The organism is Siphonobacter sp. BAB-5405 (genome assembly GCF_002872335.1).
GTDB lineage: Bacteria > Bacteroidota > Bacteroidia > Cytophagales > Spirosomataceae > Siphonobacter.
This window is the reverse complement of sequence record NZ_NJAG01000011.1, coordinates 1-20,972: the sequence shown is the minus strand read 5'-3', so window position 1 is coordinate 20,972 and position 20,972 is coordinate 1. Positions and strand designations below refer to the sequence as shown.

15 protein-coding genes are annotated in these 20,972 nt (G+C 49.4%); 3 read left to right on the top strand and 12 right to left on the bottom strand.

The window, feature by feature from the left end; all coding sequences use genetic code 11:
- The first annotated feature begins 37 nt into the window (after nt 1–37).
- Nucleotides 38–385, top strand: a complete 348-nt coding sequence (locus BWI97_RS10285) for a VOC family protein (protein WP_102200949.1) — start codon at nt 38–40, stop codon at nt 383–385.
- A 54-nt stretch (nt 386–439) separates the two neighbouring features.
- On the opposite strand, the gene BWI97_RS10280 is transcribed toward BWI97_RS10285, so the two are convergent.
- The 7 genes from BWI97_RS10280 to BWI97_RS10250 form a co-directional block, all read right to left on the bottom strand.
- Entirely contained in the window at nt 440–1,558 is a 1,119-nt protein-coding gene (locus BWI97_RS10280) for a S41 family peptidase (protein ID WP_102200948.1), read from the bottom strand.
- A 507-nt stretch (nt 1,559–2,065) separates the two neighbouring features.
- Nucleotides 2,066–2,632 carry a hypothetical protein gene (locus BWI97_RS10275; protein ID WP_102200947.1) on the bottom strand — a complete coding sequence of 189 codons (567 nt, stop codon included), beginning with the start codon at nt 2,630–2,632 and terminating at the stop codon, nt 2,066–2,068.
- 40 nt (nt 2,633–2,672) lie between these two features.
- Nucleotides 2,673–5,066, bottom strand: coding sequence for an ABC transporter permease (locus tag BWI97_RS10270; protein WP_102200946.1), 2,394 nt, complete (start codon nt 5,064–5,066; stop codon nt 2,673–2,675).
- A gap of 27 nt (nt 5,067–5,093) precedes the next feature.
- Nucleotides 5,094–7,526, bottom strand: a complete 2,433-nt coding sequence (locus tag BWI97_RS10265) for an ABC transporter permease (protein WP_102200945.1) — start codon at nt 7,524–7,526, stop codon at nt 5,094–5,096.
- Nucleotides 7,527–7,687: 161 nt separating this feature from the next.
- A complete protein-coding gene (locus BWI97_RS10260; RefSeq protein ID WP_102200944.1) occupies nt 7,688–8,566 on the bottom strand; it encodes a glycosyltransferase in 879 nt (292 codons plus the stop codon).
- A gap of 33 nt (nt 8,567–8,599) precedes the next feature.
- On the bottom strand, nt 8,600–9,643 hold the full coding sequence (locus BWI97_RS10255; RefSeq protein ID WP_102200943.1) for a formylglycine-generating enzyme family protein: 1,044 nt from the start codon (nt 9,641–9,643) through the stop codon (nt 8,600–8,602).
- Nucleotides 9,644–9,703: 60 nt separating this feature from the next.
- Entirely contained in the window at nt 9,704–11,242 is a 1,539-nt protein-coding gene (locus tag BWI97_RS10250; protein WP_102200942.1) for a sulfatase, read from the bottom strand.
- A gap of 195 nt (nt 11,243–11,437) precedes the next feature.
- On the opposite strand from BWI97_RS10250, the gene BWI97_RS10245 reads away from it, so the two are divergent.
- Entirely contained in the window at nt 11,438–12,301 is an 864-nt protein-coding gene (locus tag BWI97_RS10245; RefSeq protein ID WP_102200941.1) for a DUF4240 domain-containing protein, read from the top strand.
- A gap of 152 nt (nt 12,302–12,453) precedes the next feature.
- On the opposite strand, the gene BWI97_RS10240 is transcribed toward BWI97_RS10245, so the two are convergent.
- From BWI97_RS10240 to BWI97_RS10230, 3 genes are all read right to left on the bottom strand, one after another.
- Complete coding sequence (locus BWI97_RS10240) at nt 12,454–13,035, bottom strand: peptidylprolyl isomerase (protein WP_102200940.1); 582 nt, start codon at nt 13,033–13,035, stop codon at nt 12,454–12,456.
- 52 nt (nt 13,036–13,087) lie between these two features.
- The gene (locus BWI97_RS10235; RefSeq protein WP_102200939.1) at nt 13,088–13,945 is read right to left on the bottom strand and encodes a dienelactone hydrolase family protein; all 858 of its coding nucleotides are present in this window, start codon (nt 13,943–13,945) and stop codon (nt 13,088–13,090) included.
- Between the two features lie 459 nt (nt 13,946–14,404).
- Nucleotides 14,405–14,869: a DinB family protein gene (locus tag BWI97_RS10230; protein ID WP_233207804.1), complete on the bottom strand. Its 465-nt coding sequence runs from the start codon at nt 14,867–14,869 to the stop codon at nt 14,405–14,407.
- A gap of 1,015 nt (nt 14,870–15,884) precedes the next feature.
- On the opposite strand from BWI97_RS10230, the gene BWI97_RS10225 reads away from it, so the two are divergent.
- Nucleotides 15,885–19,529: a cellulose binding domain-containing protein gene (locus BWI97_RS10225; RefSeq protein WP_102200937.1), complete on the top strand. Its 3,645-nt coding sequence runs from the start codon at nt 15,885–15,887 to the stop codon at nt 19,527–19,529.
- 394 nt (nt 19,530–19,923) lie between these two features.
- On the opposite strand, the gene BWI97_RS27650 is transcribed toward BWI97_RS10225, so the two are convergent.
- Nucleotides 19,924–20,079 (bottom strand): hypothetical protein, encoded by a 156-nt coding sequence (locus tag BWI97_RS27650; RefSeq protein WP_158242731.1) that lies wholly within the window; start codon nt 20,077–20,079, stop codon nt 19,924–19,926.
- Nucleotides 20,080–20,465: 386 nt separating this feature from the next.
- Nucleotides 20,466–20,972, bottom strand: a 507-nt coding sequence (locus BWI97_RS10215) for a T9SS type A sorting domain-containing protein (RefSeq protein WP_146010906.1), incomplete at its 5' end; no start/stop codon positions are given.

Genomic DNA, 20,972 nt, shown 5'->3' with positions numbered 1-20,972 from the left:
TTAAAATAGGTGTACTTAATCCAAATCTTCAAGCCCCATGCTCACGCACATTCACCCCAAATTACCCATGCGGGATAAGGCCGCTACCCGGGATTTTTATTTGCATCAATTGCAATTCGCGGAGCTGGGAACGGTGGATTACGAAGGGTATCTGATGGTGAAAAAGGATGCCATCGAAATTCACTTTTTTGAGTTTAAAGAACTTGATCCGGCTGAGAATTATGGACAGGTCTACATTCGTACCGATGCCATCCGGGAGTGGTACCAGTTTATACAGGATCAGGGACTGAAGTCAACCGAACTGGATTACAAACCCTGGGGCGTAATGGAATTTTCCATGCTCGATCCGGATTCTAATCTGCTCACGTTCGGGCAGAATGTCTAGTCCATTGTATATTCCAATCTAAAAACCTGTGTAAATCGTTCAGAATAGAAAAGGCTACTTAGTCTTACTCTGCTTCAAATGAGCCAGAGCGGCCGATAAAACCGTATCCTGCATTTGTTCGGCTTCTTTCCGGGTATTCTTTACGACCACATCTACGGGCGTACCTTTTCCTTCGTAGCAAACGCCATTCGCCGCGTAATAGCGTTGATTGGATAGTGAAATCTGCCATTGGTTGGGCAATTCAAAGCCGTACATATCGGAATAAATGCCCCTGGTATTTTCACCGATAAGCGTGGTCTGGGGTAAGGCTTTCAAAATCATCGCCAGTACATCGCCGGCACTTGCGGTCTGGTCATTGGTGAGTACGATGACGGGTCGGGTAAAAGGCTTTTTCGACTCGGGTTGGATGTACCATTTTTCCAGCGGTGTAAAGTCTTCATAACCGCCTTTTCGGGTCTGTTTGCTGTGGCCCAGTACTTTCTTCGACGTAAACCGTCCCGCAAACGCGTACGAAAATTCATCATTGCCTCCAATATTCATCCGGGCGTCTACCAGGAGGGCCTGTACACCATCCATCTGCCGTAAAACCGAATCCAGAATAGTTCCTGCCAGGGAGGCATCCTGTGGGGCGTCATCCGACGTATCTTCGGAAGCAAAGCACCGACCCGTTCGGATGTAGCCGTAGTTTTTCGAACGCGTATACGAGAAAAGCGGCGTGTTCCGAAATAAGGGTCCACTTGTTTTTACGGGTTGAAACCCGTTTCGTTCCAGCGTGGCATCCGTAGCTTTCCAGAATAAAGCTTTGGCTTCTTTATCCGGAAAATCCGCCAGAAATGTCGAAGGTTTTCGGGCCTTGTACTGTCGTTTGCCGGGAATGATGAGGTTGATGTGATCATCCTGAAACGGAGCTACCAGTTGGGATAACACCGAGAAAAGAGAATCATCCGAAGTAGTCGCCGTGATGCGGGGCCGGTATTGTTTATAGCTAGCCTGCCAGTCGATATTCCGCAAACGAAAAAAAGCGTAATGATCTTCAAAGGTTTGCCAAAACGTCTCAAAGCACTTTTCGGGCATCGAGAGCATAGTGTCTGTGGGCGTAGACGCAGGATTTTGCTGAGCAACCGTGAGGGTTGCCCAGCTTAGTAAGAGTAGTAGGAAAGATGCTTTTCGCATGAAGTAGGTATTGTTTGATTCTTTCGCCTTAAAAAGACCGGATCTGGTCCTTCAAGCAGAGTTGGTACTTTAGTCCGTATGCATCCCATGCCGCTGACTTCCTCTTACTCAGACCCACCGCATTGCAGAGGAAGTCAGCGGCTTTTCGCAATAGGACGGGGATCGGATTTATGTCGCCTGTGGAGGTTCTAGGTTACATTTTAACAACTAGTAACTAATAACTTTCAAAAGATGTCGGAAGAAGAAAACCTCTCCCGCACGTGAGCAACGGAACGACCTACGACAGCCGCAATGCGGTGGCCTAAAGCGGGCTGTCGTCAGGCGTGGAGAGGTCCAGCCTGGAAGGCTCACGGGGCTATCGAACAGCCATGCTAACGGGACCAAACCTAGTCTAGGTGAATAACGAGGCCATACGTTGAAAGGTAAATAACCAATCAAGGCCCACAACACTAAACAAAAACCCCGGCCTGCCAAGTTAGCAGGTCGGGGCCATTCATACGCTCAAATTTATTGTTTTTCAAACTCCTTCGTTGCAGCTTCGACTAGCTCACGCTTTTCAGCCTCGCTTTTGCCTTTGATGTTATAGGACTTTTGCAGCACGGTTCGCTTGCCGTTATGCGTACGTTCAAGTTTAACCGACATTGTTTCATCCGTCTCATCAATGGTAAGGGAAGCATCTTTGGGAATCCGGTACTGCGATTCTGCGGGAGTCGGTGGACCAGGGGGGGTAGGTGGTGAGGCCGGACTGGGTGGGGTCGGCGGCGTAGGAGGCGTATTCGGTGAGGAAGGAGCACTCGGAGCCGAAGGTGCACTCGGAGAGGAGGGCGGAGTCGGTGGCTTGGGAGGCTGTAGACCGACGGAGCGATACGCCTGATTGATCAGCTCTTTTCGCTCCTCTTTGCTCATTTGACTCACATCGTACGAATTCTCGAAATCAAACGCTTTTCCATTCACCGTCCCGTGAATGTCGATGTGCAACTTCTTACCATCGTCGTGAATCGATGAATGAATGGATTGCTGGGCTAACGCAGGTATACTAAAGAGCATAGCTGCCAGAATCAGAACTTTTTGCATGGCTGTGTTTGTAAAAGGTCAAACAGCGTTTAGAAACGATTTACTCTGATTTTAAAGATTTTATCGGATTAGCCAGGGCCGTACGAATGGTATTGAAACTCACCGTAACCAGGGCGATACTACTCGTCAGCAGGGCGGCTACGGCGAAGGTTTGCCAGGTAATGTCAATGCGGTAGGCGAAGTTTTCCAGCCAGCGTTGGGTCACGTACCAGGCCGCCGGAATGGCTACCACAAAAGCAATCAGTACCAGAGTCAGGAAGTTTTTCGCCAGCAGATTCGAAAGTTGCAATACGGAAGCTCCCAGTACTTTCCGGATGCCGATTTCCTTGGTCCGCTGTTGCATGGATAAACTCGCCAGACCGAACAGGCCGATGCAGGAAATAAAAATGGTCAGTATCGCTCCGAACGTGATAATCTGCTTCCACTTGGCTTCGGCTTCGTAATTCTTATAATTCAGCTCATCCATAAAATCATACGAAAAAGGACGGTACGGAACCATTTTGCGGTACGTAGCCTCGATCGACTGGATGGCCCGGGGGAGTTTGTCGGGCTGTACCCGAATCAGAAAACGGCCAAAGGGCAGGTGTGGATTCGAACTGAACAATTGCGGACTAATTTTGGCTTTAAGCGAAGCGAAATGATAGTCTTTCACGACGCCTACAATCGTCAGTTTAGTATCATTGCCGTTCAAAAAATCGACGGTTTTACCGATGGCTGAACCTTTCCAGCCCACTTTCTGAACAAAGGCTTCATTGACGAGCACCGAGTGCGTAGAATCGGCGGGGTAAGCCGCGGAAAAATTTCGACCCTCAACCATCGGTATCTGCATGGCCGGTAAAAAGTGTTCGTCGACGTGCTCGTACTTCACATCCAGCTCCACGCCATTGGCTTTTGCAGTAGTGGTCCAGGAGCCATCCATGACGGGTGCTACCTGTTGTACGCCTGGGGCATGACTTAACTCATGTTCAAAGGTTTGTTGCCGGGTGGAGGTAGGGCTATCCGTCCTATTCCAGCCGACCGTAACGGACAGCAGGTTCTTTTCATTATAACCCAGATCCTTGTTCGTCAGGTAATTAAACTGGGCATAAATGAACAGCGTTGTAATAATCAGGAACGTGGCCAGTGAAAACTGCAAGACGACCAGCCCCTTCGATAGATAGTTTTTACCCGAAAACCGGAAGCGATTGTACAACGTTTGCAGCGGATCAAAGCCCGATAAAACCAAAGCCGGATAGAAGCCAGCCGCAAAACCCGTAACCAAGAACAAGCCCACTACACCCAGGACTAGCTGATAATCCAGCAGATAAGTCAGGCTTAATTCCTTATTAGCCAGCTCGTTGAAGAACGGCAGGCTCGCTTCGGCCAGCAAAATAGCCAGCGTAAAGGCCAGAAAACACAGAATGAACGATTCACCCAGGAACTGCCCCATCAACTGACTTCGCTGACCACCCACTACTTTTCGAATACCGATTTCCCGGCTGCGGCGTAAGGATTGAGCCACGGTCAGGTTCACGAAATTAATGCAGGCAATTAGCAATACAAAGAGAGCAATGCCCAGCAGAATATACGAATACATGGGATTACTAGCCTGCGGCGTATACTGGGTATCGGTGGCCAGGTGCATTTGCAGGAACGGCTGTAATCCCCAGTTAAAACGGTCCTTGAAGCCGTGCTTGCTCGCCTCCGCCCGTTGCTCCTTTGAACGGGTGAGGTAGACCTGATTCATCTTTTTCTCAACTGTGGCTACATTAGCCGAAGGATGCAGTAGCAGGTAGGTGGGGAACGAAAGCCAGAGCCAGTTATCGTCTTTTTCGTGAGCCTCCTGGTACGCAAAGGGCAAGAGCATTTTAAACTGAATGGTCGAGTTCTGCGGAGCATTTTTGGCAATGCCCGATACGACGAAAGTTTCGAACTTATTATTGATTTCGAATTCCAGCTTTTTGCCCAGAGCCTGCGTAGTACCGAAATATTTTTCGGCCATTTCTTCCGTCAAAACCAGCGAATGAATATCCGAGAGTACCGTTTTCGCATTGCCCGCGACCAATGGAAAAGAGAACAGCGTAAAAAAGTTTTTGTCGGCCCAAACGGCTTTTTCAGTGAAAACCTCACGGCCCGAACGCACGAACATATTCCGATCCTGTACCCGCGAAAATTCCAGTACTTCCGGAATGTCCTCTTTAAACGAAGGTCCCTGCGTTAGGGCTGCAATTCCTAGCTTCTGCTTCTCCCCGTTCATATCCTGAATGGTACAGGTCACCCGATACAGCTGATCCTTACGAGCCTGGAAGGCGTCGAAACTCACCTCATCTTTGGTGTACAGAATAATCAGCATACAGCAGGCCAGCCCAATGCTCAGGCCCAGAATATTAATGATGGAGAACCCTTTGTTTCGCAGCAGGTTTCGCAGGGCAATTTTGATGTAGTTACGGAGCATAATAGTCGGAAGTTGAAGTAAACGCGATTACTCGGTTTTTAAACTTTTAACCGGATTGGCCGAAGCCGCCCGAATGGCCTGGTAACTAACCGTGAGCAGTGTAATGCCCAATGCGATACAACCCGAAACGGCAAAGACCAGCCAGCCAATCTCAATGCGGATGGCGTACTTGTTGAGCCAGTCGCTCATGAAGTAGTACGCCAGGGGTGAGGCAATGAGAAAGGAAAGTCCGACCAGTACGACGAAATCTTTGGAAAGTAAACCCCAGAGGTTCAGTACGCTGGCTCCCAGTACTTTGCGTACGCCAATTTCCTTACGTCGTTGCTCAGCCATGAACGAAGCCAGTCCGAACAGGCCCAGGCAGGAGATAAAAACCGCCAGGCTGCCAAAGACGAAAGCCAGACTTCCCAGCAGGCGTTCGGCCTGAAAGCGTTTCTCAAAATCGGAATCGATGAAGTGGTAATCGAAGGGAACGTTGCGGGCATACTTCTGGTAAAGGCTCTGGATTTTTTCAATACCGACCGAGCTAGCCCCGCGTAGCCGGACGACCATATAACTCAGGTTACCGCCATTGACGGATACATTGATCATCATGGGTGACATCGTTTCGTAGGGCGAACCGTACGCGAAATTTTTGACAACGCCCACGACCGTATATTTTTCAGCGTAGGGTTCGTTCGGTTCGCCGCGACTGATGGTTTCGCCCAGTGGATTCCTGAATCCCAAGACTTTCACCGCCGATTCGTTCAGAATGACGGCCCGGGATGTATCACCGGGAAAAGCCGGTGAGAAATCGCGACCCGCCAATACCTGTACGCCCGACGTTTTGACGAAATCATAGCTGACCCGCATAAACTCGAAGACCTGATTGTACTGTTCGGGTTTGCGGCCCCGCCAGTTGAAGCCCCAGCCGTTGGAACCGCCTTCTGCCGCGGGTACTGAACTGGAAGCATAGGCGTTTTCGGCCAGTCCTGTGGCCATGATTTCACTCCGCAAGGCCTGCCAGTGATTCGAGGCATCGCCTTCCATGGCGAAATACATCAGGTTTTCCTGATCGTAACCCAGGGGCTGGTTTTTGGCGTGCTGAATCTGCTGGTACACCAGAATGGTGCTGATAATGAGAGCAATGGAGAAAGAGAATTGCAGAATGACCAGTACCTTACGCGGAAGCGAAGCCGCCCGACCCGTTTGCATGGTGCCTTTAAGTACGGTAACCGGATTGAAAGACGACAGGTAAAACGCCGGATAACTGCCCGCCAAAATGCCCGTAAGAGCTACGATTGACAGAGCCGCCAGCCAGTACAAGGGGTGCAGAAAGTCAATGGATAACTGTTTTTCAACCAGTTCATTAAACCAGGGCAGGCTTACTTCTACCAGACCAATGGCCAGAAGAAATCCCAGGAGTGCCAGCAACAACGATTCGCCCAGAAACTGTCCGATCAGACCGCCTCGCATGGCTCCGGAGGTCTTGCGGATGCCTACTTCGCGGGCCCGCTTTTCACTACGGGCCGTACTCAGGTTCATGAAATTGATACAGGCAATGAGCAGTACAAATCCGGCGATGATCCCAAACAACTGAACGTTTTCGATGCGACCACCCACGGATACACCGTTTTCGAAGCGGCTGTGCAGACGGGAACGGGTCAGGGCGTGCAGAAAAATATCACCGTTGCTGGAGCCTTTATCCTGTTGGGCATAAATGTTTCGAATCTTCGCATTAACCGCCTCCAGATTCGCATTGGGGTCCAGCTCGACGTACAACTGAAAGTTGTTGTTACTCCAGCCGTACGAACTCCAGCCCAGAGCATCATAGAGTTTTACGGGGATTAAAGCCTCAAAAGCAAATCGCGAGTTTTTCGGGTAATCTTTCAGTACGGCGGTGACTTTCAGGTCCACCTGACCGTAGTAGCGAATTACTTTATTAATTGGATCTTCGTCGCCAAAAAGAGCTTTGGCCGTTGATTCCGTTAAGACAATGGAATTAGGATTTTTGAAGGCCGTCTGAAGTGAACCTTTAACGGGTTCGAAGGAAAACATGCGGAAAAAATCCGGCTCCACCGTCATCGTGGTTTTCTTCATCACCTTGTCCTGGTACGCCAGTGCCATCGGCGATTCCCAGCCAGTCATCGTGACGTTTTTCATCTCCGGAATGTTCTTGCGGAGGTAATCGCCCAGTAAGCCCCCCTGCGAAGACGAAGTCCAGGTATTAGTTTCCGACTCCCTGAAATTCCGCATGACGCGGTAAATCCGGTCTTTTTTCGTATGAAATGTATCGTAACTAAACTCATCCAGAATCCAGAGCATGATGAGCATGCTGGCAGCCATTCCTACGGCCAGTCCCATGATATTGATGAAGCTGTACCCCGGATTTTTAAAGAGGTTACGAACGGCGATTTTCAGGTAGTTACGCAGCATAGGCAGACGAGATGAAAGGAGCAAAAGTGCTTTGTAGAAAGCCATGCCATTCGGAACTTGTAATTTAAATTATATTGATAATCAGTATATTAAATAAAATAAATGTCCGCAAATGAACAGTGTTTGTTCGTTTGCGGACATTTACTTTCGGAGGATAAAACGTCCGGGCAGCCGGTAAAATTCTAGCCTTTGACCATCCGTATACCTTACTCCTCCAGCTTGCCGAGCTTTCCAGCCCGGGCATCTATTATGGCTTTCCGGATGAGGGAGAAAAAGCGGCCCTTATTGGGTTCGGCCAGTAAAATCTGATACAGATTACGGCGGAGTTCCTTGTGAAAACGGCGTTTAAACCGGGCCGGAATCACATCCTGATCCCGGCGGAGCAGGTATAAACTGTTCCGGAATTTGTAGTACAGCCGGACGGGATTATGCGACCGCCACTGATAGGGAATAAACCCCAACAGCCGTATCTTTTTCTTAATGCCAATGCGGTGCAACAGTCGGACGTGGCCATCGGCCAGAATCGGGAATCCGTGTCGTTTCAGGCGAAAGCTGTACTCCAGATCCACCCAGTCGATGAATAAATCTTCCTGAAAAGGTCCGGCTACCTGATACGCGGCCAGATTCAGCAAACTACCCGCCGTAATAGCCGTGAGGACCGGATCGATGGTAGGAGGTTTCGTCGATCGATCCGTCTGGCGTGCCGACTGATCGACCATTACGGCCGAAACAATGCCCGCTTCCGGTCTGGCAACCGCCGTTTGGTACAACTGCTCGACGGCTCCGGCGGGAAGGGAGGAGTCATCATCCATCATCAGCAGATGCGAGAAACCGTCGGCCAACGCCTGTTCAGCGGCCCGGTTCAACGCCACGCCCAGTCCTTCATTGCCACGCGGAGTAAGGGACAGCAAACGAGGCGATCGTAGCTGTAAGGCTTCCCGCAAACGTTCGTCTGGTTGTTCGGAATTGTCAATGACGTAAAGCTTCCCCACCTGATCGAGGTACGAATCAACATTCGTCAGGACGGTAGATTCGGAGTGATACAGCGTTACCATGGCGGCAACCTGCGTAGTAGCCAGGGGCATGCAGTTTCGGGGATTACCTTAAGGAATGCAAACTTAGCGAACATCCTTCACGCAGCGAAAACCCAGGTTACTACTGCCGCTCGTCACTTCGCCCTTACCCCGACTGCCCGTTTTGTAACGAATGCAGTATTGATCGCTGCACAGAAACGAACCGCCGCGTTGCACGCGTTTGACCGCCCCCGGTTCCTGTGGATCGTAACTGTCGGTAGGACCTTTCGGGTTGTCTTTCGGACTCGATGCGTAGTAATCCGGACGGTAATAATCGGAACACCATTCCCAGACATTCCCGTCCATGTCGTACAGGCCGTAGGCATTGGCCGGGTACGAGCGTACCGGAGCTACGTCCGCAAAGCCATCTTCTTTCGTATTGTGATCGGGAAAGTGGCCCTGGTGAATATTGGCTACCCAGCGACCGCCGGGTTTGAGTTCTGAACCCCAGTAGTAAGGCAATGCCTGCGTTTGTCCACCCCGAGCGGCAAATTCCCACTCCGCTTCGGTGGGCAGGCGTTTGCCCGCCCATTGAGCGTAGGCAAAGGCATCTTCGTAGGCGATATGGACGACGGGTTCGTTGGGTACGGCTTTCGAGTGCGGACCTTTCGGATGCTGCCAGTTGGCACCGGCTACGTACTCCCACCAAGCTAAGGGGTTTTCAAGCGGAACGGGCTGGGCTGGTGGCGTAAATACGGCCGAACCCGGAACGAGCTTGTCCGCCGGAACGCCCGGATAATCCGCGGGATTGAGCGGACGCTCGGCAATGGTTTTATACTGGGTGGCTTTCACGAAGGCCGCAAATTCGGCATTGGTAACCTCGTGCGTATCCATCAGAAAGGGGTTGACATGCACCGGGTGTACCGGTCGCGTGTCCTCAAAGTCATGGGAGCCCATCTGGAAATCGCCACCGGTAATACGTACCATACGGGTAGTATCGGCAGTGGTTGAGGGAGCATCTGTCGGTTGCCCCGCCAAAGCCACCGCCCGTGTCGGCACTTTACAAACCGCAATGTCGGACTGCGTCTTGTTTTGTTCCTGGCAGGAAAACAAAAGCCCGATCCATGCCCAAAGGAGTAAATTCTTCATTCGAAAACTAAAAATCAGAAAGCCCCGCGAAGATACCTTGTCAGCGGGGCTTCCGGTTCGTTACGGATTGGTTTGTTGCAGCAGGCTCAGGGCTTCGTCGTCTTTGTACGTAACCATCAGCTCTTTCAGTTGGGCTTTCAGATCAGCGGTGATTTTCTCGGTACCTTTCTGACCGTACAGGTTTTTTAATTGCTGGGGATCTTTCTGTAAATCATACAGCTCCCAGGTATTGATGTCGCCGTAAAAGTGCACCAGCGTATAACGCTCCGTACGTACGCCAAAGTGCGGGTACACGTGGTGCGGTTCCGGAAATTCGTAGTAGTGGTAATACGCCGCCGTCCGCCAGGCTGGTTTTTCGTCTTTCAGCAGGGGCAGAAAGGATTTTCCCTGAATTTCTTTAGGAACCTTCGTACCCGTCAGCTCAAGCAGGGTAGGAGCCCAGTCGATATTCGACACCAGTTGCGGTACTTTTTTGCCCGGTTGGATGACGCCCGGGTACCGAATGACGAAGGGCGTTTTCAGGGATTCTTCGTAAATGAATCGTTTGTCAAACCAGCCATGTTCCCCCATGTAAAAGCCCTGATCGGACGCATAAATCACCACGGTATTTTTAGCCAGACCCTTTTGATCCAGGTAGTCCAGCAATCGGCCAATGTTGCGGTCCAGGGATTTGGCCGTAGCGAGGTAATCTTTTAAATACCGCTGGTATTTCCATTCCACCAGAGCTTTGCCCGTCAGTTTCTTTTCATCAAACTCCTTACTGATTTTCTTTTCGTAATACTCGTAGAAAGCCTTTTTCTGCTCGGGTGAAAAGCGGTTGTAGCCATTGAATCGGTTCTTCGCGTCGTAGTTCAGGTGTACTTTCAGGTCTTCCTTCAAACGCATCGTTTGGTCGATGGTCATGTCCTGTTTTTCGGCAGCTTCCCGGCCTTCGTAGGCATCATAAAACGAAGCAGGAAGAGGGAAGTTCACGTCGTCATACGCTCCCAAATCCTGAATGTCGGGCAGCCATTCGCGGTGCGTAGCCTTGTGTCCCACAACCAGAAAAAAGGGCTTGGAGGCATCCCGTTTATTGAGCCAGTCGAGCGAAAGTTCCGTAATGACATTGCTCACATACTTGCCTTCATGCCGCACGGTATCTTTCTTCCCGTTCACGAAGTCCGGACTGTAATAATGTCCCTGGCCGGGCAGTACATCCAGATAATCGAACCCGTGGGGCAAACTGCCCAGGTGCATTTTCCCAATCCAGGCCGTCTGATAGCCGTTTTTCTGCAATTCTTCGGGAAAGACGGGCTGGTTGATGTTGAATTTCCGTTCGTTGAGCTTGTACCCGTTCAGGTGACTGTACTTGCCCGTGAGTAAGGTGGCCCGGCTCGGTCCGCAAATGGAATTGGTGACTACGTTGTTGAGTAACAGGGCACCCTCATTGGCGATCCGGTCGATGTTGGGCGTTTGGGCGAGTTTGCTCCCGTAGGCACTGATGGCCTGGTAGGCGTGGTCGTCCGAGAAAATGAAAATGACGTTCGGACGATTAGGCTGCTGGGCTCGCAGGGAACCCAGGGTCAGCAGAGCCACCCCGAGGTAGAGAAAGCGTTTCATAGGTTTAAAAATCAAAGTCGGATACAAGATAGGCGATTCTTGTGGGAAGGCCACGGGCAAGCGTTCACTTCGGTCGGTAAGGGATTCCTCGTAAACGTGTTTCTGCCTCCGTTTAAGCTGTCATCCTGAAAAGAGTGAAGAAATCAACTATCATTGCATGTTGTCTTACCGTTACCCCCTGTACTCCTAAATCCTATGACTAAGTTTTTCATTAATCAGAATGAGCTTTCGGATAAATTCTGGAAAGTTGAAGTGGACAAAAACGTTCAGAAAGTAACCTACGGTAAAATTGGTTCTGCCGGAAAAGTATCCGAAAAGGAGTTTCCAACGGAAGAAATCTGTTTACAGGAGACTGAAAAACTGATTAAACAGAAACAAAGCAAAGGATATATAGCCTGGGAAGAATCCCAACCTATTCCAGTAAAAGCAGACGTTTCAGAAGAAGAAAAAGCCGAAGTTTATTTTTGGCAGAGTATCGAAAAGGCGAATAAATGGAAACACGTGAATTGGCAGGAATATGATGCAGAAGAACATATAGATAATTTGATTGAGCTACTTTCAAAAGTCGGTAAACCCAGACTTATTCTGTTTGAGAAAGTACTACAGGAAAAGCTGAATCAATTGTATACGGCTGAAATTGCAGCGTTATCTTTCATTCTGGACGGACCATACTCGTACGAAAATGGCGTGGCAAACTTTGATGACTATCTGTCGGATGATGGGTTTATTTATTTCCGTTGCTGGCTTCTGCTACAGGGGAAAGCGTTTTTCGAAGCTATTACCGAGGATATTAATTCCTGTTTAAGTGGAAAATATAAAGTTGTTTTGGGAGAATGCTGGGCTGAAAGACTACTGAAAGCAAGCGAAGAAGCGTACGGCGTAACTCATGACAATGAAGAATTGTGTAAAATTGACGAGGCGATGTCTGCCTTATATCCACATGTGATTCATTACGATTCCCTTCAAAACGAAATGGCAACCGAACCCGTAACGGGAACCGAGCTTCAGGAAAAATACCCTGAATTAGTAGCGAAAGCTTTAGCCCTACGGGAGTCCTGACGAAGTAAGGTTTAATAACTACGAATGACGACTGGCTCTGAATGCTCTACTTCAGATCAGTCGTCACTCGTACCTGATCAAGTGTACTACTAGGAATGATACTAGCAATAAATAGCCTGTGTTAGTGAGGATAATGTTTATCATCATTCAAACTATTTTACTACATACCCTAACTTCTTCAATTCCGAACCGCTCAACTGTATCACATTTACATCCAGCGTAATGGGCGTTAGGGGCGTGTCGGTACTGTCGCGTTTGACGGCTACAATGGCATCTACTACATCCATCCCTTTAAAAACCTGTCCGTATACAGTGTACTTGTCATCCAGTCGGGGCAGTCCCTGTTTGTTTTGTACAATATAAAACTGACAACCCGCCGAAAGCATACCCGGATTATCGTCACGACCCGCACCTACGGCTCCGTACACGTGGCGGATGCTCTTGACAAATTCCGGCTTCAGTAAATAAGGCGAACCGGCAAACCCTTCCGGCGTATCGGGGCAACCGCCCTGAGCTACGAAATTCGGAATGACCCGGTTGAAGGTGTACGAATCCCAGTAGCCCTGTTTGGCCAGTTTGATAAAGCTGGCCTTATGATTGGGCGTTTCGTCGTACAACCAGAAAAGAATCTCACCCTGGGGCGTTTTAATCTGCCCCACCGGATACGTTTTTTCGGGCTTGGAAGCGAGTAAAAGGATGGCTAACAGGGGGAGAAGGAAGTAGCGTTTGTTCATGAAAAAAGAGAGATGAGACGTCAGAGAAGTGGCTTGATTCAGACCCGGCTATCTAACTTAAACGGGCCTTGAAAAATGTGAGGGTACGCTCCCAGGCCAGTTTGGCGGCGGCTTCGTTGTATCGCGTCGGGGCCGTATCGTTGTTGAAGGCGTGCTGAGCCCCTTCGTACACGTATAATTCGTAGGTGATGTGATTCGCTTTCAGAGCTTCTTCGTAGGCGGGGATGCCTTTGTTGACGCCTTCGTCAAGCCCTCCGTAATGTAATTGCACGGCCGATTTGATGTTAGCGACATCCGCGGCTTCGGGTTGGCGACCGTAAAAAGCAACGGCGGCATCCAGCGTGGCATCGTGGATGGCGAGCTGATTCGCCAAGGCTCCGCCCCAGCAAAAACCAACGCAACCCGTTTTGCCATTCGCCGTCTGCAAGCTTTTGGCGTACGCAAAGCTTTTGAGAAAGTTCTGGAGATTTTGCTCCTTATTGAGCTTGCCGATGAGCGTGCGAGCCTCGTCCTCATTGCTGGGCGTACCTCCAAACGGGGAAAGAGCATCGGGAGCCAAAGCGACGTATCCGGCTTTCGCCACGCGACGGGTTACATCGCGAATGTGCGGATTGAGGCCCCGGTTTTCGTGAATGACCAGGACAATACCGCGTTTTCCGCTGGCTTTGGGCTGGGCCAGATACCCTTTCATGGTCGTCCCTTCACCCGGATACGAAACATCTTCGAGGAGCAGATCGGGGTCATCTTCGGGAATGGTCGTGGCGTGGGCGTAGTTGACTTCCAGCAGGGGTAACACGGCCATGGCCGCCGTCACACTACCGGTAAGTTTGGCCAGTCGGCTCAGGAAATCCTGCCGGGTTAGGGGCTTGTGGGTGTATTCGTCAAAGAGGTTAATAATTCGCTGATCCATAGTAAACCGGGTGTTAGTAGAAGCGAAATGAGTGTCTACGAAAGATGCTATTTTTTTGAAGACGCTCCGCCGATCACCCTATGTTTTTTAGGGTACCAAGCAAAGAGAAGCAAGGGTATCGCGTCTCTGAGAAGCAGAAAAGGTAACTAGTACTTAATTCGAAGCCGGTTGCAACTGCGTGGTAATGGCAATCCGGTTTCAGGCATTGATGGCGACTATGACTCTAATCAGCTGCGACTTTTGGCTATTTAACGGATAAAATCCCTGGTCCCGGTGAACAGGCATTTCTGAGCAAGAAGATGAACTAATTGATACAGTGATGTGAGATCAAACGATTTCCCCCAAGCACCTTTCTGCCAAGCAAACCGCATAAAAAAAAGAACAAAGGCTGATAGCTATGAATCCCCCAAAGCTGTCAAGGCAACAATTTTGGGGGATTCATGTAGGGTAGGCGAGGCATTAGAATAGCTTTTCCTGAGGTGGCGTTACCCCTGCCAGTCGCAGGTAAATCGTCGTTTGCCCCCGGTGATGCGTTTGGTGTTCAAAATCCTTGGCTAAAGCCATAGCCCGCGTCATCTCGAATCGGTCAAAGAGTTTGATCTTTTCACTGAGTTGAGCGGGTTTCATCTGCTTAATCCCTTCAATCACAAAATCATAGCCTGCCAGAACCAGTTTGGTTACGTTTGCTTTGGATAGATCCGTTGTTGATTTTTCTAATTCTGCTATCCCATACGGACTTTTCTCACCCGTGGCGGCTGAACTAAATAAGTAATTGGCATCCGTTAAATGAAGCATTTGCTGGGCAAACGAGCGGATTTCAGCCGTAGGCTTGAGGCTATAACCCGATTCGGGCATGGCATCCAGGTATTCTTTGGTATAAGCTTTGGCCCGTTCCCACTCGTTGACGTTTTCTTGCAGAGTCATTTGAGCCTGTGAAAATTGAACTAGCCCAAGAAGCAAACAGAGGGTAGCAAATACGTTCATCTTTGTCATCGTTTGATCAGTAGAATTGGTTTGCAGGTATAGACTTATTTAAACAACTAGAACATTAAGCTGAGTACAACTACGATCCTCGAATATCATGCACTAACAGAGCAGTACAGAACCACTTCCTCTGTACAACTCTACGTATCGCACCACCTGGCGTTTAATTTATACCGTTAAGTTTTATAGAAGTTATACGGGCTGAATCAAATCCGTCAGTTCCAGGTACAAAAATAACACTAGCAATTCAAAAATATATAAGGTTGTTGGGAATAACTAGAGTCACATAGTATGTACTAATTATAAGTATAAATGATTAAATTAATGTTTTGATTAGGAGGTTATTCATTTAAGTATTTTTAAAAATATACGTGTTTAAAGGATTGTAGTTAATAATAGTTATACTCTTTTTCAAACCTGCATTAAGGGTTAAGTATTAAATGATTTTTAGAGAATTCTCTAAAAAATAACATAATGCATTGACTTACTAAAATCAGTCGTTCACTTCGACAGAGAAGTTATCTACATCATTTTACCTTTTTTTTATTGGACATTGCTTAAGTTAGCTGGAACTCGACCAGGTGATTTCTACGAAGAAGCCTAATTTATTTTACTTTGAATTAACGATTGCTAATAGCTTCCCTGAGTTTTCAATTCATTTTCAATTATTCTCAAAGGAGACCTTTTTGAGTATTGTCTATTTAGAAGTATTTGCCGCCGGAATACTTATAAACTTGTAAAATCTGACAAAAAATCATCGTCAAAAACATGTTTTTTTAGCTGGCTGCCCGCACTAGTAGACGTACTGTAGTTCTTCGTAGTCAAACGCCTACGCCTGAAGCCGCATGGCCTGACGATGGTACGCTACCCAAAGCTTCTTTGCCTTTCGCTTACTTTTCGATACCTCTGCTTATTTTCTGATTGTCAAACAGTTAAATTTTAAACAAAAGGCCGTATGATTAAAAAATTTACTTCTTTCACTGGGTTGAGGATTTGCCTGCTCCTGATGAGCTGGATCACCTCTACTGCTTTGCTGGCCCAAACAAAGTATTCAGAAGGTCCGGATTTTCCCAATGCAGTTTCTGCCGCTACGTATACGCTTAATCAGGCGGGAGAGTATACCTTTTCAGGTAGGGTTGAAACTCCAGGCGATCCGCAGGATGCCTTTAAGGTAATCATACCCACGGGTTTCAAGATTACTCGTGCGGTACTTAATGCATCGGGTGGTAATACTCAACAACAGCCTACTGGATTTGTCTCCTTTGCTGATGGTACGAGTCCTGATTATCAGGCTGCTTCGTTCAGCAACAGCAGTGGTGTAAACGTCACGAGGTCGGGTGATTTAGGACCTAATACTGCGAACAATCCTTACACTGGTCTGGCTTCCGTGGATTTCAGCGTTGGTACGACTTGGTCGATTAAACTGACCGTTGTTTCTACGGGAACCAACGTTTGTACCGCTCCAAATGTACCTACCATTTCGGCTACGCAAACGTCTATTTGTGCTGGGTCAAGTACTTCGCTGTCGATTCAAAGTGGAAACCTGAACGATGCCACGGCCTGGAAATGGTATACGGGCAGTTGCGGCGGCACACCGGTTGGTACTGGTACATCCATACAGGTAAGCCCCACATCAACGACGACTTATTACGTACGGGGCGAGGGTGGTTGCGTAACCGCTGGTTCCTGTGCCTCCCAACAGATCACGGTTAACCCGCAACCTAACGCCCCCGGTGTTCAGAATGTAGCGTACTGTCAAGGTGTTCCAGCTAGCCCATTGACGGCTACGGGTATCAACCTCAAGTACTACACAACCGCCAGTGGTGGCACCCCTTCTACGTCAGTCACCCCGTCAACGTCTAACGTAGGCATGACCAATTACTACGTGAGTCAAACAAACGCTAATGGTTGCGAAAGCCCACGGGCGGCAATCAGCGTCACTGTCAATGCTTTACCCAACGCCCCCGGTGTTCAGAATGTAGCGTACTGTCAAGGTGTTCCGGCTAGCCCATTGACGGCTAGCGGTACGAACCTCAAGTACTATACCGCTGCTACGGGTGGAACCGGTTCAGTCGCAGCACCTACGCCACCTACTTCCACGCCAGGCACGACCACTTATTACGTGAGTCAAACCAATGTTAATGGTTGTGAAAGCCCGCGAGCGGCAATCAATTTCACGGTTAACCCGCAACCTAATGCTCCCGGTGTACAAGATGTGGCTTACTGTCAAGCTACTATTCCCAGCCCATTAATGGCTAGTGGTACGAATCTCAAGTACTATACCTCTGCTTCTGGTGGGGCCGCTTTTACGACCATTACCCCGTCAACGTCTAATGTAGGTATGACCACTTACTACGTGAGTCAAACCAATGCTACTGGTTGCGAAAGCCCACGGGCGGCAATCAGCGTTACGATTAACTCGCTACCCGAGGCTCCCGGTATTCAGAATGTAGCGTATTGTCAGGGTGCTACGCCTGGTGCATTAACCGCTACGGGTACGAACCTCAAGTACTATACCTCTTCTACGGGTGGGACCAGTTCAACCGTAGCACCTACGCCACCTACTTCCACGCCAGGCACGACTACTTACTATGTGAGTCAGACCAATGCTAATGGTTGCGAAAGCCTACGGGCAGCAATTAACGTCACGATTAACTCGCTACCCGAGGCTCCCGGTATTCAGAATGTAGCGTACTGTCAGGGGGCTACGCCTGGTGCATTAACGGCTACGGGTACGAACCTCAAGTACTACACAACCGCCAGTGGTGGCACTCCTTCTACGTCAGTCACCCCTTCAACGTCTAATGTAGGTATGACCACTTACTACGTAAGTCAAACCAACGATAATGGTTGTGAAAGCTCACGAGCGGCAATTATTGTCACGGTTAATGCTTTACCCGTCGTTGCCATTACTGGTTTAGCATCGGCTTACTGCCAGGATGCGGGACTCATTACCCTTAGCGGTACGCCTGCGAATGGAAGCTTTACGGTAGATGGTACGGAGGCTTCCAGTTTCGAAACCGCCAATTTAACGGTAGGGTCACACACCGTAGTGTATAGCTATACGAACAGCAATGGCTGTTCCAAATCGACCAGTCAGACGTTCATTATCAAAGCTACGCCCACCGCTCCTACGCTGGTAACCGCCGGTGGACAGCCTTTTCCCGAAGGCGTTAGTAGCCTGACGGCGAGCCAGAATACGGGCTCGGTTATCCTGAGCGTTTCAGGATGCAGTGATGGGACCATTACCTGGGGCGGCGGGGACAGCAAAACCTTAGCGGTTTCTACCAGCAATCTAGGTACCCAAACTTTCACTGCCACCTGCACCCAGAATGGCTGTACCAGTCCCGCTGCCAGCTTCTCGCTGACGATCGTACCGACTACCCTTTCGGTGCTGCACCTGGATGTGGATAACGGACAAACTCAGGACCAGATCATCAAGCCTTTTTTAAAGCTGTCTAATGCGGGCGGGCAGGCCATACCCTACGGCGAGCTAACGGTTCGGTACTGGTTCACCTCCGAGGGAAATGCTCCTCCTACCGATTTTCAGGTTTATTACGCTCAACTGGGAGCCGTTTCCATGAAGTATGTTCCTTTGGCCCAACCCCGGCAGGGAGCCTTCGGGTACGTAGAATACAGCTTCCCCGGAGGAGGTAGTCTGCCTGCCAACGGTAACTCAGGGCCCATTGAGACAGGAATTTTGAAAAGCGACCGTAGTAATTTCAATGAAACCGATGATTACTCTTACCAGCTCAACCGCAGCTACCTGGCCAACGCACGCATAACGGCGTATCGAAACGGCGTTATTTTCTGGGGACAGGAGCCCGCAGCAGTTGCCCCGCAAACGGCAGTACAGGTGTACGCAGCAACCAAGGACGCAGCCATAACTTCCCAGATTCAAACTCGTCTGGAGCTTCGCAATACGGGCAACGTGAGCGTACCCGTGAGCAGTCTCAAGCTACGCTACTATTTCACTTCTGATAATGGACAACCCACGAACGTCTTCGTTGATTATGCCGACATGGGTGCGAGTATGGTAAGGGCACAGGTCGTTCGGCTCAGTTCACCCGTTAACGGGGCCGATAGCTACGTGGAGCTTAGTTTCCCCGAAAGCACCCGACGTCTGTCACCTTTGAGCAGCTTAGGGTTCATCGACTTCCGGTTGGTACGCTCAGACTTTGGCTTGTTGAATCAAAACAATGACTACTCGTTCGCTCCCGTTTACGGGTCAGTAAGGCTCAACTCCCGAATAACGGCCTATCTCGAAAACCAGTTAATTTTTGGTATGGTACCTTCAGATGCGTCGGCCCGGGTGGCTGCGGGTCCCGTGCAGGAAGTAGGGGTTACTGGCCTGCAGGTACAAGTACTGGGCAATCCGGTAGTAGGTAATAACGTCGAAGTGGCCATTTCGGGCGTGGCCAGACAATCCCTCCGCCTGACGCTGGTGGACCTACAGGGCCGGGTTATTGGCGAGCAGCGAATTGGGCAAGCCGGTGAAAACGAACGGGTGAGCATACCGCTGGGTACTAGCCGGGGGCATCTGCTACTGAAGGTAAATACGGATACGCAACAACAGAGCCTCAGGCTGGTACGGCCTTAAGGGTTCTCAGACTAGCCTTGCAATGATAGACGCCATAAAACGCTCCCTTCAGAAGAAGGGGGCGTTTTTGCGTAATGGGAAGTAAGTGAATTTTCATTAGGTAAATAACTGCCGAAAAAGCTATGGTCCCGACGCTCTGAATCGATACTTGCCGTAAATCGTGCATTGGGTTAAGGATCTCCATTCGCTTAGAGGCGATAGTAAAGAGAAATTTATAGCATCGTTCCATTCTGGTCTTTTCTCAGGTATTGCGAACTACGTTGCGTAAAGCCGGGAAAACAGACTACGAAGTGGCGATAACTATAATCGTGTCTAAACTTGAAGCGGCATTGCGAGTTGACGAGAACCCGCTGAAACAGGAGCCGAAATACCGTTCGAGCTGGGAAAATTTGTGTTACAACTGGTTCTGAAAATCGGCCGGAATGACATAAACCTCGGTAGGTTCCAGGGTTTGAATGTAGAATTCGGAGGGTTGCTGGGTAATCGGCCTGCCATCCGTTTTCAAGGGCAGACTGCGTAATCGGTTCCGTCCCTTTTTCCGTGAGGTCAAACAGCCGCAGACCGCCTTTTTCTACGAAATAATTAGCCCGGCAGATTTGCTTCTCTGCCAGGAGCTTTTTCCGGGACGGAAATGGGTTTCAGATACGCAAACAGTCGCTGAACTCATTCTTCCGTAAGCTCCACGTATTTTCGAATATGCTGAATGAAATAAGGGTGTATAGGCACTAGGCAACAACCATGCTGCGAAGGGAAGCGAAAATTTAATTTTGCTGTATTCGGAAAATCCTGTTAGGCACCCGCATGAAAGGTAATCGACGGGAAACAAAATATCCGTAGCAAAGGGGCAGCTAAAATACAACAGCGGGATGCGGTAAAGCACAAAAAAAAGCAGTGGTGGCGGCCCTGCTTTTTTGAGAAAATGGAATTAGTAAAGCGTTAACGTACTACTAATTTATGATGTTGAATGGGGCCGTCTTTTTCCTGAACGCGGACGAGATAAAAGCCTGGTGCAAGTACCTGTTTCGGATTAAGCGTGCAGGTATGTTCGTCCGTAACGCTCACGTCGTAGGCTAGTTCAAGGCCATTCGTAGTGAGCAGGGTAATCTTCGTTTGAGCCGGATTAGCTACCTGCATGGAAATTGAACGGCCGGAATTAGGATTCGGATACGCCAGAGCGGACCAGGCACCCTCCTGACGATTAATGCTGGCAGCCCGGAATATTTCGTTTTTACCATTGAAATCTACCTGTCTGAGGCGATAGTAACTAGTACCCGTAAGCGGCTTCTCGTCCACAAAGCGGTACGAATGAGCTTCGGTAGTGGTTCCAGCGGCTCGTACGGTAGCAATGGCTTCGAAGGTTGTATGCTCGCTGCGACGCTCTACCTCGAAGTGACTGGCGTTCAATTCCTGCGAGGTACCCCAGGTTACGAGTACTTGCTGGTC

Bases quoted from the DNA above. Each gene is read 5' to 3' on its own strand.
- BWI97_RS10285 (WP_102200949.1), top strand. From the start codon at position 38: ATGCTCACGCACATTCACCCCAAATTACCCATGCGGGATAAGGCCGCT.
- BWI97_RS10280 (WP_102200948.1), bottom strand. From the start codon at position 1,558: ATGCGAAAAGCATCTTTCCTACTACTCTTACTAAGCTGGGCAACCCTC.
- BWI97_RS10275 (WP_102200947.1), bottom strand. From the start codon at position 2,632: ATGCAAAAAGTTCTGATTCTGGCAGCTATGCTCTTTAGTATACCTGCG.
- BWI97_RS10270 (WP_102200946.1), bottom strand. From the start codon at position 5,066: ATGCTCCGTAACTACATCAAAATTGCCCTGCGAAACCTGCTGCGAAAC.
- BWI97_RS10265 (WP_102200945.1), bottom strand. From the start codon at position 7,526: ATGGCTTTCTACAAAGCACTTTTGCTCCTTTCATCTCGTCTGCCTATG.
- BWI97_RS10260 (WP_102200944.1), bottom strand. From the start codon at position 8,566: ATGCCCCTGGCTACTACGCAGGTTGCCGCCATGGTAACGCTGTATCAC.
- BWI97_RS10255 (WP_102200943.1), bottom strand. From the start codon at position 9,643: ATGAAGAATTTACTCCTTTGGGCATGGATCGGGCTTTTGTTTTCCTGC.
- BWI97_RS10250 (WP_102200942.1), bottom strand. From the start codon at position 11,242: ATGAAACGCTTTCTCTACCTCGGGGTGGCTCTGCTGACCCTGGGTTCC.
- BWI97_RS10245 (WP_102200941.1), top strand. From the start codon at position 11,438: ATGACTAAGTTTTTCATTAATCAGAATGAGCTTTCGGATAAATTCTGG.
- BWI97_RS10240 (WP_102200940.1), bottom strand. From the start codon at position 13,035: ATGAACAAACGCTACTTCCTTCTCCCCCTGTTAGCCATCCTTTTACTC.
- BWI97_RS10235 (WP_102200939.1), bottom strand. From the start codon at position 13,945: ATGGATCAGCGAATTATTAACCTCTTTGACGAATACACCCACAAGCCC.
- BWI97_RS10230 (WP_233207804.1), bottom strand. From the start codon at position 14,869: ATGACTCTGCAAGAAAACGTCAACGAGTGGGAACGGGCCAAAGCTTAT.
- BWI97_RS10225 (WP_102200937.1), top strand. From the start codon at position 15,885: ATGATTAAAAAATTTACTTCTTTCACTGGGTTGAGGATTTGCCTGCTC.